Origin of the sequence: Erysipelothrix urinaevulpis (genome assembly GCF_009828835.1) — a bacterium.
Taxonomy (GTDB): Bacteria; Bacillota_I; Bacilli_A; order Erysipelotrichales; family Erysipelotrichaceae; genus Erysipelothrix; species Erysipelothrix urinaevulpis.
On record NZ_WTTB01000001.1, the window covers coordinates 383021 to 402273 of the forward strand.

Annotated in this window: 19 protein-coding genes; 17 read left to right on the plus strand and 2 right to left on the minus strand. The window is 34.6% G+C overall.

The genetic code is table 11. The features are described from left to right. Positions 1-19: 19 nt before the first annotated feature. Complete coding sequence (locus tag GVV10_RS01960) at positions 20-910, minus strand: PHP domain-containing protein (protein WP_159519017.1); 891 nt, start codon at positions 908-910, stop codon at positions 20-22. An 86-nt stretch (positions 911-996) separates the two neighbouring features. On the opposite strand from GVV10_RS01960, the gene GVV10_RS01965 reads away from it, so the two are divergent. Together GVV10_RS01965 and GVV10_RS01970 are read left to right on the plus strand one after the other, a co-directional pair. Further along, positions 997-1917, plus strand: coding sequence for a LacI family DNA-binding transcriptional regulator (locus tag GVV10_RS01965; RefSeq protein WP_159519019.1), 921 nt, complete (start codon positions 997-999; stop codon positions 1915-1917). A 53-nt stretch (positions 1918-1970) separates the two neighbouring features. Then, positions 1971-2270, plus strand: coding sequence for a PTS sugar transporter subunit IIB (locus tag GVV10_RS01970; protein WP_159519021.1), 300 nt, complete (start codon positions 1971-1973; stop codon positions 2268-2270). Positions 2271-2362: 92 nt separating this feature from the next. On the opposite strand, the gene GVV10_RS01975 is transcribed toward GVV10_RS01970, so the two are convergent. Beyond that, the gene (locus tag GVV10_RS01975; RefSeq protein ID WP_159519023.1) at positions 2363-3373 is read right to left on the minus strand and encodes a LacI family DNA-binding transcriptional regulator; all 1011 of its coding nucleotides are present in this window, start codon (positions 3371-3373) and stop codon (positions 2363-2365) included. Positions 3374-3563: 190 nt separating this feature from the next. Here GVV10_RS01975 and GVV10_RS01980 point away from each other — a divergent pair, with 190 nt between their 5' ends. The 15 genes from GVV10_RS01980 (at position 3564) to GVV10_RS02050 (ending at position 19033) form a co-directional block, all read left to right on the plus strand. Next, positions 3564-4478, plus strand: a complete 915-nt coding sequence (locus GVV10_RS01980) for a ribokinase (RefSeq protein WP_159519026.1) — start codon at positions 3564-3566, stop codon at positions 4476-4478. Then, positions 4479-5561, plus strand: coding sequence for a BMP family ABC transporter substrate-binding protein (locus GVV10_RS01985; protein WP_159519028.1), 1083 nt, complete (start codon positions 4479-4481; stop codon positions 5559-5561). A 50-nt stretch (positions 5562-5611) separates the two neighbouring features. Further along, positions 5612-7144 (plus strand): ABC transporter ATP-binding protein, encoded by a 1533-nt coding sequence (locus tag GVV10_RS01990; protein WP_159519030.1) that lies wholly within the window; start codon positions 5612-5614, stop codon positions 7142-7144. Then, a complete protein-coding gene (locus GVV10_RS01995; RefSeq protein ID WP_159519033.1) occupies positions 7141-8190 on the plus strand; it encodes an ABC transporter permease in 1050 nt (349 codons plus the stop codon). Before GVV10_RS01990 ends, GVV10_RS01995 begins: the two co-directional genes overlap by 4 nt. Beyond that, positions 8187-9101, plus strand: a complete 915-nt coding sequence (locus GVV10_RS02000) for an ABC transporter permease (protein ID WP_159519035.1) — start codon at positions 8187-8189, stop codon at positions 9099-9101. Before GVV10_RS01995 ends, GVV10_RS02000 begins: the two co-directional genes overlap by 4 nt. Beyond that, the gene (locus tag GVV10_RS02005; RefSeq protein ID WP_159519037.1) at positions 9098-10027 is read left to right on the plus strand and encodes a nucleoside hydrolase; all 930 of its coding nucleotides are present in this window, start codon (positions 9098-9100) and stop codon (positions 10025-10027) included. The genes GVV10_RS02000 and GVV10_RS02005 overlap by 4 nt, the downstream gene beginning before the upstream one ends. Further along, positions 10028-12073, plus strand: coding sequence for an ADP-ribosylglycohydrolase family protein (locus GVV10_RS02010; protein ID WP_159519039.1), 2046 nt, complete (start codon positions 10028-10030; stop codon positions 12071-12073). A gap of 200 nt (positions 12074-12273) precedes the next feature. Beyond that, positions 12274-14322 (plus strand): family 10 glycosylhydrolase, encoded by a 2049-nt coding sequence (locus GVV10_RS02015; RefSeq protein WP_159519041.1) that lies wholly within the window; start codon positions 12274-12276, stop codon positions 14320-14322. Positions 14323-14456: 134 nt separating this feature from the next. After that, a complete protein-coding gene (locus GVV10_RS09590; RefSeq protein ID WP_159519043.1) occupies positions 14457-15476 on the plus strand; it encodes an RHS repeat domain-containing protein in 1020 nt (339 codons plus the stop codon). 87 nt (positions 15477-15563) lie between these two features. Next, positions 15564-17282: an RHS repeat-associated core domain-containing protein gene (locus GVV10_RS02025; RefSeq protein ID WP_159519045.1), complete on the plus strand. Its 1719-nt coding sequence runs from the start codon at positions 15564-15566 to the stop codon at positions 17280-17282. Between the two features lie 10 nt (positions 17283-17292). Beyond that, positions 17293-17652 (plus strand): hypothetical protein, encoded by a 360-nt coding sequence (locus GVV10_RS02030; RefSeq protein WP_159519048.1) that lies wholly within the window; start codon positions 17293-17295, stop codon positions 17650-17652. Positions 17653-17724: 72 nt separating this feature from the next. Next, positions 17725-17979: a ParB N-terminal domain-containing protein gene (locus GVV10_RS02035; protein WP_159519050.1), complete on the plus strand. Its 255-nt coding sequence runs from the start codon at positions 17725-17727 to the stop codon at positions 17977-17979. A gap of 10 nt (positions 17980-17989) precedes the next feature. Then, positions 17990-18292, plus strand: coding sequence for a hypothetical protein (locus tag GVV10_RS02040; protein ID WP_159519052.1), 303 nt, complete (start codon positions 17990-17992; stop codon positions 18290-18292). Positions 18293-18411: 119 nt separating this feature from the next. Next, complete coding sequence (locus GVV10_RS02045; protein ID WP_159519054.1) at positions 18412-18738, plus strand: hemagglutination protein; 327 nt, start codon at positions 18412-18414, stop codon at positions 18736-18738. Positions 18739-18751: 13 nt separating this feature from the next. After that, positions 18752-19033 (plus strand): CPCC family cysteine-rich protein, encoded by a 282-nt coding sequence (locus GVV10_RS02050; RefSeq protein WP_201289966.1) that lies wholly within the window; start codon positions 18752-18754, stop codon positions 19031-19033. Positions 19034-19253 lie beyond the last annotated feature (220 nt).

Consider the following 19253-nt stretch of genomic DNA (forward strand, 5'->3'; position numbering starts at 1 on the left):
CTAATTAATTATGTTGATTTTACTCTAACAAAGTATTAAGAAAGGCATGATAATGTTCGAGTGGATAGTCAATCTCACCTAATTTAATGGCAGGTTTTATTTTGCCATGAAAATCGCTTCCACATGTCACCAGTTTATGATGGCTCATAGCATAGCTTTCATAAAACTGAATCTGTTGAAGTGAATGATAGCTACTATAAGCTTCTAAACCATCTAAGCCTTCTTCCATAATTTCCTTGAGAAGCTTGGGGTTTTCATGAATATTGTGGCCAGGATGAGCAAAAATTGCGATGCCTCCCGATGCGTGTATCATGGTGATGATTTCCTTTAAGCTTGGGAGTTTAATGGGGATATAAGCAGGTTTTCCTTGAGCACAGTAATCCCAATAAAAATTGACATACGGATTATCAGAGCGATGTCCGGCTTTTTTGTAGGGTGCTAGAAGTTTGTTATTAATATTTTCAGGTTCATGGATACTCGCTTCCGCAATCATTTCTCCTGTCGCAACGCCATCAATCATCAATGTTTTTAATAGAGCATGATTAATATAAATACCAAGCTCTTCTAAACGTTGAATCCGTGTTTGAACGCCTTTTCTTTCTTGACTTAAAAGATCACGACCTAGTTGATTAAAACGATCATCCTTATAATCAATGTTATAACCTAGAATATGAAGATTAGTTTCTTTATATACACAATCAATTTCGATTGCTGGAATAACTCTGATGGATGATTTATCAGCAGCAATAATCATTCTTTCAACTCCCTCAACAGAGTTATGATCAGCTAAACTAACTGTTTTTAAATCACTTTTTTTGCATAAGTTAATTAACTCTTCTGGCGTAAAATCACCATCCAAACTGCAATTACTATGCATATGTAGATCAATATTTCGACTCGTAGTTGTCATATCACTACCTCCTTTATCCAATGATAAGTGATGAAACGCGTTTCATGTCAAGGATGAAATGATATAATGTTGAAAAGAGGTGGAAAATGGCAAACATTAACGACGTAGCAAAAAAAGCCAATGTGTCGAAAACAACGGTATCCCGCGTATTGAATAATCATGCTTATGTTTCGAAAGAATTGCGATCTAAAGTGTTAAAAGCGATTGAAGAATTAAACTATGTTCCCAATCAAAATGCAGTTACTTTGAGCAAAGGTAAAACAAATCTAATCGGAATTGTTGTTTCTCGAATGAATCATGCTTGTTATGATGAAATTGTTGAAGGCTTAGTTCGTAAAGCTCAAGAAAATGGTTATTACACGTTGATCTTATATTCGAATGACGAAATTGCTAAAGAACGAGAATTTTTAGATAAATTAAAAACTAAAGAGGTTGATGCATTAGTATTTATTTCTAAAGGAATAGAGGATGATGTCTTGCATCATTATGCTTCTTTTGGACCGATTGTTCACTGCCAAAGGCATCATATAGATAATGTCAGTCATGTTTATCCCAAACGAAAAGAATCGTATGAAGAAATAAGGGCATTCTTTCAAAGAAAAGGTGTGCTGCATCCTTTCATATGCGTAGAAAAAGATTATAAGACAAGTCAAAGTGTTCGTGAGAAAACAAGAGTTTTCCAAACAGAGTGCTATGAACATCTTTATAGTTATGAAGACGGTGTTCGATTGGCTAAGGAAAAAATTAAAGGTAATTCTAAAAAACTTGGTTTCTTTGTAGATTTTAATGATGTTGCTGTTGGGATAGTGGATGTAGCAACAACACTTGGGTACAAACTAAATCATGATTTATTCATTGTTAGCGAAAGTGATACACTCTTCGCAGAAAAATACGGGTTTTGTCGTGTAAATTATAATTTAAAAAGTGTTGGTAAACACGTGTTTGATGCAATTTTTAGTGATGAAATATGTGTTCAAGCTGTTGAGTATGATTTTAAAATATCGTAGTTCAACAATCAATGAAAGTTATACAATTATTATATATGAAAGAGGGATATAAGATGAAAAATATAGTTCTGATGTGTGCTGGTGGAATGTCAACGAGTTTACTTGTTGAGCGGATTAAAAAAGAGGCGATCAAAGAAGACTATGAGATGACAATTGGAGCCTATGGTGTTATTGAGACGGATAGGGTTCCTGATGATACTGATTTAATTTTATTGGCCCCACAAGTAAGATTTTCTTTGCCAACACTTGAAAAACGCTTCCCAAACTTTCCAATCGAAATAATTGATATGAAGCACTATGGGCAAATGAATGGTGTGGAGGTCCTTAAACAAATTAAAAATGCAATGAAGTAGAGGTTTTAACGAATTAGTTCTGCTTCATAAATAGCAAAATGCCGAGCATTCTCAAGTAGAGAACTCGGCATTTTTGAAGTTGATTCATAATGCTATTGTTTTTTTACACTGTTTCTGATGACTAGTTCAGGATTTAGAATAATGGTTTCAGTATGATGAGGGTTATCAAGTTGGATCATGATTAAGCGAATAAGTTCATCGTTTAGTTCGACCATGTTTTGGTTAACGGTGGTAAGTGAAGGTGTCAGCATTTCTGAAAAAATAACGTTGTCATAACCTGTGATTGAAATATCGTCAGGTATTTTTATATTGCGCTCGTTTGCTCGTTTGAGTAGTCCATATGCCATCATATCGTTGGCTGCAATGATTGCTGTATAGTGATGCTGATTATAGATTGTATCAAAGAGTTCATATCCTGATTCATAGGAGAAGTTTCCTTCATATATCTGGTCATTGGAAACATTGATTCCTTGATCTTGCATCGCGCGGACAAAGCCTTCTGTTCGACCAGCATTGCGAAGCATATAGCGATCACCTTTGATGTAGGCAATTTTTGTGTGTTGTTTTGATAAGACGTGATTGGTTAATTTATACATACCAATTGCATCATTATACTGAATTTTTGTTCCGTCATATTCATCGATAATTCGATCAACCATAATAATTGGCGTGTTTGTTTCACTAAACTTTTGGAGATAACGATCAGGTTGGTTGGCAGCTTCATTGGATACAGCTAAAACAATAAGATCAACCCCACGACTGACTAAGAGTTCAATCCCTTTGAGATCTTGGTCAACTTTATCACCTGTAGCTGCAATCATGACGAATATATCTTTATCACGCATGCTGTTTTGAATGTTGGTAACAAGTGTTGCGAAAAAATAATTTTCGAGATCAGGAACAACAATACCGATTGAATTTGATTTTTGTGTCACGAGTTGTTTAGCACTTAAGTTTGGAACGTAATTCATTGCTTTTGCTATGTCTAAAATTTCTTGGCGTTTCTCATTGGATACGCGTCCTGGTTTGTGATTTAGGACTAATGAAACAGTGGTAATTGAAACGTCTGCTTCTTTTGCTATATCTTTCATTGTGACCTTCATGGAGAATCCCCCTTATCTTTACCCATGATTATACGACAAATAGAGACCATTGTTAAGCATCAATCATGAATTGTTAACGAAAGATGATTAAGGGAAATAAAGAAAATTGAGAACCCTTACAAAACTGCTTGACAGTAGATTTGGTAATGATATACTAAAGTTAGTTTAACGTTTAACTAGGAGTTGACAGATGAAAGATATATTGATTGTAGGAAGTGCAAATATTGATTATATGATTGACTGTGAACGTTTCCCTTTGTTGGGTGAGACTGTTCGTGGTAAGGATTATAGTCGTCAAATTGGGGGCAAAGGTTTAAATCAAGCGATTGCTGCATTTAAACATCAGAAAAATGCTCATTTCTGTGGTGCTATTGGCTTTGATGATGATGCAACTATGGTTGTAAATATGATGGATGATTTGGGAATGAGGACAAATTATTTATTCAAAGATAAGTCAGTATCTACAGGGATTGCAATGGTGATTCGTTCTAACAATGACAATGCTATTGTCATTCATGAAGGTGCGAATGGTGTCATTTCATTTGAGCATATCAAACAAGTCATTGATCGCTTGGATTTGGCATATGTGATGTTTCAGTTTGAAATTCCTTTAGAAGTAATTAAACAAACGTTAACGTATTGTAAGGAAAAAGGAATTAAGACGGTGTTAAATACTGCACCAGCAATACCATTTGATCATGATATGTATCCATTAATTGATACAATCATGTTGAATCAAACAGAGTCACAGTTTTATACTGGTATTTTTCCTGAGAATGAACAAGAGGCAAGGCGTGTGGGACAAGTCTTTGTTGATTGTGGTGTGAAGCATGTTGTTATTACATTGGGTGAGGATGGGAGTTATTATATGGATTCTCATCAATCGTTGTATCAACAAGCTTATCCTAGTGATGTTGTTGATACAACAGGTGCTGGTGATGCGTTTGCTGGCGTTTATGTCAGTGCACTCAATGAGTACGGGAATGTTGAGAAAGCCTTGCAATTTGCAAGTGCAGCAGGAAGTTTAACCTGTGAGAATATTGGCGCAGCGGTATCAAGTCCAATGAGAAATAAAATTGAATTAAAAACAAGGGAGGAACTATAGATGAAAAAGTTCAAAAGTTTATTAGCGTTATTCGTAGTGTTTATGCTTGTCCTAAGTGGTTGTTCAAAAGAAGCAGAAAAATCAGACAATTATAAAGTATTGTTGTTGATTCCTGGTAATTTAGGGGATAAATCGTTCTTTGATGCAGCGAACCGTGGTATTGAGGAGCTCGCTAAAAAAGATGGTTTTGAAACTAAAGTCATTGAGATGACAACAGATGAAACAAAATGGGAACCAGCATTCTTGGATGCGATTGATCAAGATTGGGATCTAATTGTTAGTGGTAATGCTGCAAGTGATTTGATGAATGAACTTGCTGCAAAAAATACAGAAAAACGTTTCTTAAACTTTGATAACTCAGGTACAGATGCAAGTGAAAATGTATATTCTGTAACTTATGCAACCAATGAAGGGTCATTCTTGGCGGGGGCATTTGCGGCTTTAGTTACACAAGATACTTCAATTGAAAATATCAATGAAGATAAAGTGATTGGATTCTTGGGTGGTATGGATATTCCAGGAATTAATGATTTCTTAGTTGGCTACATTCAAGGAGCACAACATGTGGATAAAGATGTGAAAGTTGTTACGACATATGCTGGTGATTTTAGTGATCCAGCGATTGGTAAAGAATTAAGTTTAGCAATGTATTCTTCAAATGTTGATATTGCCTTTAACGTTGCTGGTCAGACAGGCCTTGGCTTAATTGATGCTGCTTTTGAGTCAAACCGTTATGCAATCGGTGTTGATTCAGATCAATCAGCTCTTTATAAAGATTCTGAACCAGACAAAGCAAAGAGTGTTTTAACATCAGTTGTTAAACAAATTGATAATGTTATTATAGATAGTGCGATAAAAGCAAAAGAAGGAACACTTGAGTTTGGAAAACATGAACTGATTGGTTTGTCAGCCAATGCAATTGGTTTAGCAGATAATGAAGTTTATCAAACAGTTCCTGAAGGAATTCGTAGTCAAATTGAAACCATTAAACAAGATATAATTGATGGTAAAATTGAAATTGAATCAGGATTTAAATTAACAACAGAACAAATCTCAGACTATCGAGAACTTGTCAAACCATAATAATGAAGGGGATGCGAGTCATTCCCTTTGTCATTTAAAAGGAGCCGCTAATGAACACTGAACTATTAAAATTAAATAAAATTACAAAAGTGTATGACAATGGAATAGTAGCGAATAAAGATATTGATCTAACAATTTATGAACATGAAATCCATGCTATTGTCGGTGAAAATGGTGCTGGTAAGTCGACCTTGATGAAAATTATCTTTGGTATGGAACAACCGACGATGGGTGAGTATTTTCTAAGGGGCGAAAAAGTTTCCATTAACAGTGTAGATCAAGCCATCAATCATGGAATTGGGATGGTTCATCAACATTTTATGCTTGTAGAATCAATGGATGTAGTTGACAATATCATGCTTGGGATTGAACCTAAAAAAAGCTTGTTTATGAATAAAAAAGAAGCGCGTCAACGTGTTGAGGCCATTGCTGATAAGTATATGTTTAAATTAGATTATGATAAACCAGTTTCTGAAATTTCAATTGGTATGAAACAAAAAGTTGAGATTATAAAGGCATTAATTCGCGGTGCAAAATTACTGATTCTTGATGAACCGACTGCCGTCTTAACACCTCAAGAAACAGAAGAACTCTTTGTACAGTTAAAAATGTTAACAAAATCTGGTCATACAATCGTCTTTATTTCTCATAAATTAAATGAAGTCAAAGCAATTTCGGATCGTGTGAGTGTTATTCGAAAAGGAAAAACTCAAGGTAGTTTTCCTGCTCAAGATTTAAGTCTTGAAGAAATAACACGGTTAATGGTTGGGCGAAACGTCAGCCTTAATTATGAGAAAAACAATGTGTTGACGGGTGAAACACTTTTGAGTGTTTCGGATTTAAATTTAATTGATAATCGTGGACATGTCTTAAAGAATCTTAATTTCTCTGTTCGTGAAGGTGAAATTATTGGAGTATGTGGTGTTGAAGGAAATGGGCAAAGTGATTTAATTCAAATTTTAACAAGTCGAAATAAAAGCTATTCTGGGCATGTTAATGTTTTTGATGGTGAAATGAAGGAAGCATCGATTCAAAGTTTACGTGAAAAGGGATTTGGTTATATACCTGAAGATCGTATGCATGAAGGAATTGCGAAGGATGAAATGATTTCAGAAAATGCAATCAGTACGCGTTACAAAGAATCAAGATTTGGTCGTGATTGGCGTATTGATAAAAAGGAAATCGAGTTATTCTCGGATCAATTAATTGAAGAATTTCAAGTCGCTTGCCATGGGAATGATCATATTGTTGGATATTTATCAGGTGGTAATATTCAAAAAGTTGTGGTTGGTCGTGAAGCGGGGGATGATATTACATTATTGATTGCTGAACAACCAACGCGTGGTGTTGATTTAGGTGCCGCCGAGATCATTCATCGTCGCCTCTTAGCAATGCGTGATCAAGGTGTTGCGATTTTGTTGGTGAGTGCAGATTTAAATGAGGTCGTTGAATTAAGTGATCGTTGTCTTGTCTTTTATGATGGCGAGATTGTTGCTAATTTAGAAAATCCAAAGTCATACAGTGAACAAGAATTAGGAGAATTTATGTTGGGACTTAAACGACAAGAAGGGAGCCAATCATGAAAAATGCCTTGAGAAAGTTTGAAATGGTCAGAACATTTGTTGCGGTTGGTATTGCTTTGATTGTTGGTTTTACAATTATATTGTTATTAAGTAATCAACCACTTCAAGCCATCACAAATTTTGTTGTAGGACCTTTAACGAAAGTTCGTTATATGGGGAATGTTATTGAAACAGCAATTCCATTGATTTTTTCAGGTCTTGCAGTATCGTTACTATTCCAGGCAAAATTATTTAACATGGGTGCAGAAGGTATCTTTTATTTTAGTGGATTAATTGCTGCTATTGTAGGAATAAGTGTTACTTTACCAATGGGAGTGCATCCGATTGTTGCGATTCTTGCTTCAGGTATTGTTGGGGCATTAGTCATGGGGATTGTTGGTTTCTTTAAAGCTCGCTGGGATGTGAGTGAGTTGGTGTTGTCGTTGATGTTTAACACGATTTTATATGGATTAGGGCTTTACATACTTAATCACTTCTTTAGAGAAGCAAATACGGTTGTTATGAAGTCGGTAAAAATCCAAAAGAGTGCATTGCTTCATACAATAATTCCTAAAACCAACATTCATTCAGGCTTACTTGTTGCTTTAATTGCAGTGTACGCATGTCATCGTTTACTCTATCGTTCAAAATTAGGTTATGAAATTAGAATGACAGGAGCGAATGAAATCTTTGCGAAATATTCTGGCATTAACACAGCGAAAGTTATTGTTCAGGTTAGTTTGATTGCTGGATTTTTAGCAGGAATCGGTGGTGGAATTGAAGTATTAGGAATGTATGATGCGTTTAAATGGGTTGCACTTCCTGGTTTAGGGTTTGATGGAGCATTAATTGCGATGTTGGCAAAAAATGATCCTAAACGAGTCGTTGTTTCAGCATTATTCTTAGCGTATATTCGAATTGGAGCCGATTTAATGTCACGATTAACTGATATTCCTGCTGAAATGGTGGGGATCATGCAAGGTCTAATTATCTTATTTATTTCAGGAAGAAAGTTCCTGCAATTTTATCGAAATCGTCTTGTTATGAAGGAGGTTCAAACAGCATGAGTTTATTTGATCAGTTTGTAACGGCTACATTTTTCTATTCAATTATTCGTGTCACGGTTCCTCTCTTGTTGCCTTCAATTGGGGCTTTGATTACGAATAAAGCTGGCGTTCCTAACATAGGTTTAGAAGGAATTATGTTAATGTCATCGTTTGCTGGTGTAGTTGTAAGTGCTTTTTCAAGTTCTGCTTGGATAGGACTCTTAGGGGCTATCCTTACGGGAATATTTATGTCTTTGTTTTTAGCTTATTTTACTCTGAAATTAAAGACAGATGTTATTCTTGGAGGGATTGCTTTGAATTTGTTCTCATCCAGTTTGACGGTTTTCTTATTGTATATATTAACAGGAGATAAGGGGACTTCGGCTTCTTTACCTAGCAAAGTATTGCCAACCATTCAGTTACCAATTATTAAAGACATTCCGTTCTTGGGTGCTGTTTTGTCGAATCATAACGTTTTAGTTTACATTGGACTTGTGATGGTTATCGTTGTTGCAATTATTCTTGCGAAAACACCGTTGGGTCAACATATTAAAGCAGTTGGTGAGAATGAAGATGCTGCAGCTTCTGTTGGGATCAATGTTAATCGCACACGGATTATTGCTTTTATAATTTGTGGGGTTTTATGTGGTTTGGCTGGAGCTTATTTATCGATGGGTTATGTTTCTTGGTTTTCACGAGATATGACTGCAGGACGTGGATGGATTGCTTTAGCTGCAGAGGCAATGGGTCGTGGTACGATGCTTGGGACAACATTTTCGGCACTGTTATTTGGTTTGGCTTCAGCAGTTGCTAATATCTTACAATTGCAAGGATTACCAACTGAGCTTGTCACTATATTACCTAATATCGTTACAGTAATTGCTCTTGTTTCATATTCGGTTATTCGGAAAAAGAAGGGTGTTAAGTCATGAGAAAAGTAATCATAGATTGTGATCCAGGTCATGATGATGCGATGGCGTTGCTTTTAGCATTTGCTCATCCTGATACACTTGATGTTTTAGCGGTTGGAACAGTTGGTGGAAATCATCATTTGGATAAAATTACCCAAAATGCGCAACGAATTCTACAAGTTATCCACCAGAATGTTTTACTGTATCAAGGATGTTTTGAACCCTTTATTCAAGCCTTACCAATCCAACCTGGAGCACATGGTGATAGTGGCATGGATGGTCTAAGTGTTCTTGATGATGTGACTTATCCAATTGAAGCACAACACGCTGTCGAAGGGTACAAAGAACTTTTAATGCGTCACAAAAATGTTACGTTAATTGGGCTTGGACCCTTAACAAACATAGCAATGCTATTAAAAATGTATCCACAGGTTAAATCTTCAATTGAGATGATTTCAATAATGGGGGGTGGGATTGATCATGGTAATGTGACCCCTTATGCTGAATTTAATATTTATGCAGATCCAGAAGCAGCGAAAATTGTATTTGAAAGTGGGATTCCGATTACCATGGCAGGCTTGGATGTAACTGAAAAATCATGTTTATCTTATGAACAAATTCTTAGTTTAAAAAATCAGGGAACTGTTAGTCATTTTTCATATGAATTGTTAGAGTTTTATCACCAATCTGGAAAACAGTTTGGATTTGATGAGTCCGCAATCCATGATGCTGTAGCTGTGGCTTGTTTAATTTATCCTGAACTCTTTGTACATAAGGATTATGCTATTGAAATTTCATGTTCAGGTATCACAAGAGGAATGACGGCGACTGACTTACGATTAAAGCAAGATAAAGAAAAGAATGTCAAAGCATTAATTGATGTTGATCAAGAAAAATTCTCTAATTTGTTGTTACAAGCAATTCAGCTTCATGATCGGAGGCAATAGATGAATATTGAAGAAAAAATATACAGTGGTATTTTAGGTAAGGCAATTGGTGTGCGTTTGGGAGCACCCATAGAACCCTATCAATGGACCTATGATGCCATTAAAGAATCGTATGGAACGATTCAAGGGTACATTAAAGACTCACATGTTTTCGCAGCAGATGATGATACGAATGGTCCTATTTTCTTTGTTCGAAGTTTACTCGATGAAAATGAGTCAATGCTAACGCATGAAGCAATTAGTAAAGCATGGTTAAATTATGCCCGTGATGGTCAAGGAATGTTTTGGTGGGGTGGCGATGGAATTAGCACAGAACACACCGCTTATAACCGTTTGAAAGAAGGTTATATTGCACCAAAAAGTGGAAGTCAAGCAGTCAATGGTAAGGTAATATCAGAACAAGTGGGTGGTCAAATATTCATTGATAGTTGGGGATTAATTAATCCAGGTGATATTGATCAAGCAATGGCTGATGCTAAAATTGCTGCTTCTGTTGCACATGATGGTGATGCATTAATTGGGGCTCAATTTATTGCTGGAATGATTGCAGGTGCTTTTATTAGTGATGATATTGAAACACTTATATGTAATGTCATCAGTCGCCTAGATATGGAAACAGAGTATGTGCAAGTATTACATGATGTCTTCATGTTCTATGAAAAAAATCCTGATGATTTTAGGAAAGCATACGACTACGTACTTCAACATTATAGTTATGATCATTATGAAGGAATGTGTCATGTTATTCCTAACGCGTGCATTGTCTTAATCGGCTTACTCTACGGAAACAATGATTTTTCTCGAAGCATTGAAATTACTTGTATGTGTGGTTGGGACACAGATAGTAATGCAGGTGTTGTTGGAACAATCATGGGTGTGTTTTCAGGATTGGATGGGATTCCAATTCACTATCGAGAACCTATTAATGATACTATTATTGCATCCAGCATGAGTCCAAGTTTAAACACTGTGAATGCGGTTGACTTTGCACAGATGTTATTCCAATTTTCACAAAAAAGTTTGAATGAGAAGGAGAAATTTGACTTATCATTTCCTTTCAAAGGGTCATCCTCTGGACTGAAAATACATAATACGTTTAGGTTGGTACAAGACCAAATAACATGGAATACAGTAGGCAGTTACAATGTTCTCATTGATAATTTAGTCAAAGAAGATCAAGCATCAATCGTATATCAAACATTCTACGAGAAAGATGATTTCTATGATAACCGTTATGATCCAGTGTTTGCACCCCTGGTTTATCCGAATCAAACCTTAAAAATGCTTGTTCAAAGTGAGATCACATTTATCGATGAACTTTATGGTTCTGCGCTAATTACCTATACAAATGGGGAAACAAAACAAGGAGAATTTATTCATTTAAAAGACAAGCAAGATATTTTAATTGAATTTAAATTACCAGAAAATCAAGGCTATCCGATCAAGGAAATTGGTCTTGTATTAAAAACAGTCAGTGATCCCATTGATGGAAATGGGTTACTTGGGAGAATTAAAATAAAAGAATTTAAGGTTGAGGGCAAGGGTCAATTTAAGCTCAACCAGAATAGTTATTGCGATAGCTTTTTAAACAACGTCAGTCCCTTTGCAAATCATAGAATTAATTCACAATTAAGAAGTGATGGTCTTGAATTTAATTCGAAAGAGCAAGGTATTAGTATCACTGGTTTATATCACAGTAAAAATATTAATATGGACGCAGTAATAAAGGATTGTGTGGGAACAGTTTTATTACCATTTGGCGTGAAAGGCTTGGAAAACTATTATGCATTCAAAATCACTGAGTACAAAATAGAACTCATTCATCGTCATTTTTTAAAAAACGTGCCCCAAGTTACGTTTGTTAGAACAGAAAATTCAATGGAAGATCTGAACGTCTCTTTAAAAATCGAGGATAGGATTGTTAAATTACAGGTCAATGAGCAGTGTGTTGAGTATCACATCAATGATGATTTAAAAGGTCATTATGGCTGGGGTGTCATCGATGGCTCATTGCGATTGGACTCAATGGTTGTAGAATTTGATTAAACGTTATTGTCTAAGGATGAAAACGTTTTTTTTATTAATGACAATTGATTACGCTGTAATTGTGTCATAACAGTCAAAAAGATGATAAATTATGAAAATAAATTTCATAATGAATGAATATATCATAATTTCACAATAAACCTTGAAATATATTTTTAATCGTGGTATTCTTCGAATGTAAGCGTTAACAGGAGGAGAACATGAAAAAATATTGTTTGTTTTTTAGTTTGGCTTTAATCTTAATGGTATCTGCTTTAGGCATGAATATAGAGGCTGATACTGCATTGGAACCACTCTATACTTATGATAAATTACCAGATGGTAGTTTTGGATATAATCAAGAGAAGCCAATTATGTATTATTCAGGGAGTCAAGAACAAATTATGATTCCTAAGGTTTACGAACAAGAAAAAAACCAGATGAAATCAGGTTGGATTGCAACGATATTCAATATTAATATCCCAACACCACAAAGTGAGGAAGAGTTTCAAAAGTTATACATGGATCGACTTAATGATTTTGTTGATTGGAATATGAATGCGATGATATTTCAAATTCGACCACTGTTGGATGCCTATTATCCATCAGAAATCAACCCAACATCACAATATTTAAGTGGTAAACAAGGTCTTGATGTAGATTATGATCCCCTTGAGTGGATGATTGAAAAGACTCATGAAAAAGGATTGGAGTACCACGCATGGTTAAATCCATACCGTGTTACAAATTCACTCCATGAATCGTTATTACCAAAAGATGTTTATACAAAAGAAGAAGTAAATGCGATGAGTACAGCAGAACTATTAGAAAATATGACAAAACATGGTGTACTGTCGGAAGATAATTTCGGTGTGAAAAACCCAGAGTTTGTTATTAATTTTGGTGGAAAGATGATTTTAAATCCTGGTTATCCAGAAGTGAGACAACACGTTTTAGATACGGTAGATGAATTGATTACAAATTATGACCTTGATGCTATTCATTTTGATGATTATTTCTATCCTTATGGAACCGAAAAGAAAAATGAAGAGTTCAATGAACAAGATCGTGCAAGTTTTGAAGCCTATGGTCTAAGCACAGGCAAGTACGAGGATTCACAAGAAGGAGTCATTGCTTGGCGACGTGATAATGTAACAACACTTATCAGGGATTTAAATAGTTTAATTACGAATCACAATAAAACAAATAAACGTGCTGTACAATTAGGAATCAGTCCTTTTGGGATTTGGGAACACAAGGCAAATCATCCTGAAGGATCCAACACACCTGAAAGTTCAACATCAACGTATTCAAAGAGTATTTTTGCTGATACTAAAGGGTGGATTGATGAAGAAATTATTGATTACATTGCACCACAAATCTATTGGTCATTCGATACCAATGCAGCACCTTATGGTGAAATTGCTCGTTGGTGGAATAATGCCGTTGATGGTAAGAATGTTAAATTATATGTAGGTCATCCTAACTATAAATACATCGAAGGATGGAAACCAGGGTATGAGTTCTTGAACGCTGAAGAGATAAATAACCAAGTCAAATTTAACCAGCTTTATAAAAATATTGATGGATCAATCTTATTTAGTTATCGAAACATGAAACCCGATGATTTAAGTACGATTCCAGCAGATAAACAAGCAGAGCATAAAGCAATGAATGATTCAATTGAAGTTTTACAAGGTGATACCTTTAGTAAAAAAGCGTTGAGTCCTCGTTTAGAATGGTTATCAACAGGTGATGTTACTGCGATTGAAGATGCAACACTTGATGGTGATACCATTACAATCACGGACACTGTTAACACGAATGCTCGTTATTATCTAATTTATCGCGGTCATAAAGATCAAACAAATGATGAAATAATTAATGAGATCAGTAATCTAGAAACAAAAATATTTGCTAATGGGGAAAAAACGTATACTTATGCTGTTGAAACAGTTGGTGAAGATGATAAGTTTATTGTGACTGTCCTTGATAGAGCCAATGTTGAAACAGAGCCTTATGAAGTCCAAATCATTAAAGACACAACACCGACTCCGGATCCAGTGGATCCAGTGGAACCAGTGGAACCAGAACCAAAACCAGACCCAGTGGAGCCAGTGGAACCAAAACCAGAACCAGGAAAAGATAAGCCAAGTCAAGGTGAATCAAACTTACCAGCAACAGGAATGGACTCTAAAGCCATTTCAATTGCAGGAATGTCTGTTGTTTTAGGATCAATCATTTTATATATCAATAAAAAACGATCATAGAATTTATTACGACACTTAAATAATAATACAAAACCAAACCTAAATTCTTAGATAGAGAAGCGAGGGTTTGGTTTTTCATTGTCCTTTAGTTTGGAGAAAACAAAGATACATATAAATATGATAAAAAAAATCAATTGATCGAAACAAAAGAATCGGGTGCTATTTCAAGTTTTAAATACGATGATCGAGGAAGAATTATTGAAAAGAAAACAACAGAGGATAGATTCGACTACGAGTATGATGATAATAATAATTTAATCAAAGCCAGTAACAAAAAAGGTACAAGTTACTTAACATATACTGATTTTGGAGAAGTTTCTTCAATAACCGATATTAATGGTAATACCCTTAAATATAATTATGATAAATTAGGTAATTTGACAGATATATATTATCCTAGTGGTAAACGTGTATCCAGAAAAATTGATGAATTTGAACGAATAGTTGAGGTAAATGATGATGATGACATCATTAGTTATCAATACGATGAAGAATCTAGGTTGTTGTCATTGTCTAATTCTCAATCAACAACACTCTATAATTATTCAGACAATCATGACCTCACACATCAAAAAACAATTTCTAAAAAAACAAATGAAGTAATAGAAGAAGTACGTTATAAATACAATAAACAAGGTAGTATTACTGAAATACATCAACCACTTCGTGACGAAAAAGAGGAATATGTATACGATGAATTGAATCGAGTCATCCAAGTGTTAGAGTCTAAGAAAGGCGATCAAGTTAAGCGATCTTTTGAATATGATAATCGAGGTAATCGTATTCAAGAGAAAATTAAAACAAAAGATGAGGTCATTGATAAGAAATATATTGTTAACATGAACGACCAATTACTAAGAGTTGTTGACTCAAAAGGAACGTTTATTCAATATCAATATGATAAAAATGGAAATGTTATCAATAAGAGGTATCAAAATGATTTTGAAGAAAAATACAATTACAATGCCGAAAATATTTTAACATCAATACATAACTCCGATGATAGAACAATTAAATTTGAATATGATCACTTTGGTAATCGCAGTGCAAGGGAAGAGACCTTTGATCTTCATTCAGTTATTACAAGTAACAAACCAAAAAAAGATGATCAAAACGAAGACAAATTATCCCTAAATCAAGCTAAACACGCTTAGCAAAACTCTGTAAACAAAGAAAAAACATGTACATATTCTGATATACAAAGTGATAAAAGAACTATTCGTGAGGAATTTGTAAATGATATGAGCATGGAAGATGCTGTTGTAATTGAAAAAAATTCTAATGATACAGTGCAATCATTTATTTATGGTTATGATCTACTTAAGATAAATGAAGAAGAGAAACAAGTATATACAACAATGAATCTTAAAAATGATATGATTCTAAGCATAGATGAATCGGGGTTATCGAAAAACTATTCATACGATTTTTTTGGAAACCCTGAAAACGATCATCCTTTTATTGGGTATAGTGGTGAAGTTCATGAAGGATCTCTTCAGTATCTAAGAGCACGGTTTTATGATACTGAAACAGGAGTGTTTTTAAGCCGAGATATTTACCGTGGGGAATCAGAGGACTTAGAATCACAAAATCGATATGCATACACTCAAAATGACCCCATCAACTATATAGATCCCAGTGGTCACTTTATTAGAAATATTTTTCGCTTGCCTCTACGCATACCTAACCCAATAAACATTATCCGTAAAATAACAAGAGCGGTTAAAAGTTTTGTAAACAAAACAGTTAGGACAGTTAGAAAGATTTTAAAACCAGTTAAAAACTTCTATAATAATGTTAAGGCTAAAGTAAAATCAGTCTTTAGACCCAAAAAACGTGTTCCAGCTAAAAAGCTTGTTCAAAGTAAACCTAAACGATCAACAACTCAACAATCGAGGAAAGTTAAAGTTAACGTTGAAAAAGAAGCCAAGACGCTGAAAGCAAAGTTAAATCAACAGCAAGCTCTGTGGAAAAAACAAGGCTTAAGTCAAGAAACAATTCGCTATAAACAAATCGATTTCATTCAAAAGTATTGTCAAACATTAGGTCTTACAAGTGTTGAAACCAAAGCAATGCAAGCGAAGATGGGGCTCCTTAAAAACGAAACAAACTATTCAATAGCCCAAAACATAGCTAGACAAGAAATATTGGCTTTACGATCTCAAATTAATATGAACAAAGAATTTGAAGGAAAGTTCGATGTAGAAAAAGAAAAAATAATTCAATCCGTGTCACGTCGATATAACTTGTCATCAGAAGAAACCAAAACAATGCAAGAAAACTTAGCACATATAGAAGTCACCAGTCGTCCATCAACATTTTTGAAAGATCTGGAAAATGTTGTCGTAGAGACAGCTCGTCTTACGTTTCATGCTTTCAGTAGGATTGTTAAAGAGGGCTTAAGAATCTTAAAAAGTCTTGATATGCATCAAATAATGTTAGGTGTAACTATGATAGCACTTGCTGCTGTATCTGGTGGATCTATCCCTGGCGGCTTAGCACTTATTGGTATAGGTGGTGGATCGGGTGCTACTGTCGTTACAATAAGTAAAGCGATCCATCTATTGGAAAAGGCTATATCAATAGGATATACTGTTATTAAGTATGGAACATTACTCTATATTGCATCTTCAGGTTCAGCCAGTCCAAGTGGTGATTCTAATGAAGGTGGTGGCTCCTCATCAAGTGAGGGGACGGGGAATAATGACTTTGACTTAAATGACCCTGATTCATTTGAAGGAAAAAACATTAAAGATGTTGAGAAATATTTAGATGACAATTTAGAAGGTTATACTAAAGATGTATTAAAAAAAGGTGACGGAGTTAGATATTATGACGGAAAAGGCAATTCATATCAACTAAACTATGGATACGAAAATTATACAGATCCATTACATGGAAATCCATATTTAAAAATGACTAGTGGCTCAGAAAAATTACATATTCCATTAACAAAATAGGAGGAATAATATGAGTGAAAGTGATTTAATCTCTTTTCTTCAAGATATATGGGAGGAGACAGGGATGTTTAACTACCTGAGAATTTTCTACAGTGAAGGAAAAGGAATTAAAATTGAAACAATCCAAAATATAATTAATTATGGAATTGAATCAGGTATATTTGAAATCTACCAGCGTCAAGTAACGAATATTAATGATTTTGAACTTTTAGACAAAGAAACAGCGATAAGTGAAGTATCTTGCACAGAACATTGGTTTTCAGAAGAGAGTATTTACGAAGTTTTATTTGTAAACAATGATAAATTTTTTGAAAAACTATTTGTTAAAAGGGGTATTCCTGATATTTTTATTAGATTTATCAGAGATTAACAAAAGGGGACGGGGAGTGGACATAATATTGTTGGAACTGAACATAGTGATATCAAACCAACACAAGATATCGTGAATCCTGATAAAGTCAATGAGTATGCTAATAAATTGATGGATGGTGAAAAATTACCACCGATTGAAGTTTATGAAGTAGATGGGAAAGGGTTATTCATTTCAGAAGGACATCATAGATATGTAGCAAGCCAACAAACTGGTATACCTGTGGATATTAGGGTTCTTCCTGGAGGAGGACCTGTAGGACTTCCGAACTGGTTAGAAGTTCAATGGAAAAATTACATTAGTGAAGGACAATTTTGGGGAGATTAGGAGGATTTTTATGAAAATAATTAAACTAACAGAAAGTAAACTTAAGTATGTAGATGATGGCGTTAAAAAGTCAGTTAATTTTAATGAATGCCATATAAATTGGAAAGAGTATATAGAGAGAAGTAAGTCTGCTAATTCATCTAATCTTCGTACAGATAGAATAATCGGACAACGTGATATAACGGCTAATCGAATTTATATTGAGTTTTTTACAAAACCATTTACAAGAATTTTTTTTGATGACGCTGATGAATACAGAGACCTTGTTCAAAAACTGCAGAGAATGAACTGGCATACAATTGATCTTAGTTAATCAGTTCAATTGTACAGCGACTCAAAGTGAAAGTGGTCTAGAGGGCCGTCTTCTTTTCTTATGTGATATGTTTTTGAACACTGTAAACAAGAATTTCTGTTGAATGTATTCTACATAAGTTGACGGGAAATTCTAACTACACGGAAAATAGAAATACTGATGCTGATTTCAAGAATGGTAACGCACTTGATAAGCGTTTTGGAGATCATGGTTCGGACCTTGGCTCAAGTTCTAGTCAAGATTACCTAAACAGTGCTAGGGATTTCGTTGATAATCCACTAAGTGAAGTGGAAAGTTTTACCGATTCAAGCGGAGGGTATTATCAGTATGAAGCATCATCTAATACATTTGGAATAATTAATCAACATGGTGGCATATTAACATATTTTAAACCCGATGCAGGCATCAATTATTGGTTAGAACAAATTATGAAATATAAACCATAGAAGAGAAGGAAATATGAGTGAACATAGGTTAGATAAAATAATGTTAAGGTGCCCTTGCTGTGTTAACTATTATGAAGTAGAGGCAGGAGATGAACGATATATAGGAGAAATCTGTCCTATATGTTTTTGGCAGTATGATATTGTCGGTCAAGAGCAAGTAAATATTGCGATTGGACCAAACAAGGTATCACTTACAGAGGCTAGAAAAAACTACAAGAAGTTTGGTGCATCTACTGAAAGATTACTCCCATATGTTAGAAAACCACTTGATGACGAACTACCAAAGAATAATTAAAATAGAGGCAACCTGAAATAAGGTTGCTTTTATCTAAAATAAGTATAACTATTTGAAATTTAAATGTTATTTTACAAGTAACTGTTTTTGAAAGAGTCAAGTCCATAATCTTGTGTAAAATTCATTATGTCAGCAAGTGGATCTAACCAATCCACTTTTTTGTTGATTCAGTAAAACTAATATACTGTCTTGAACTCGATTGCCAATCTTCATGAATATC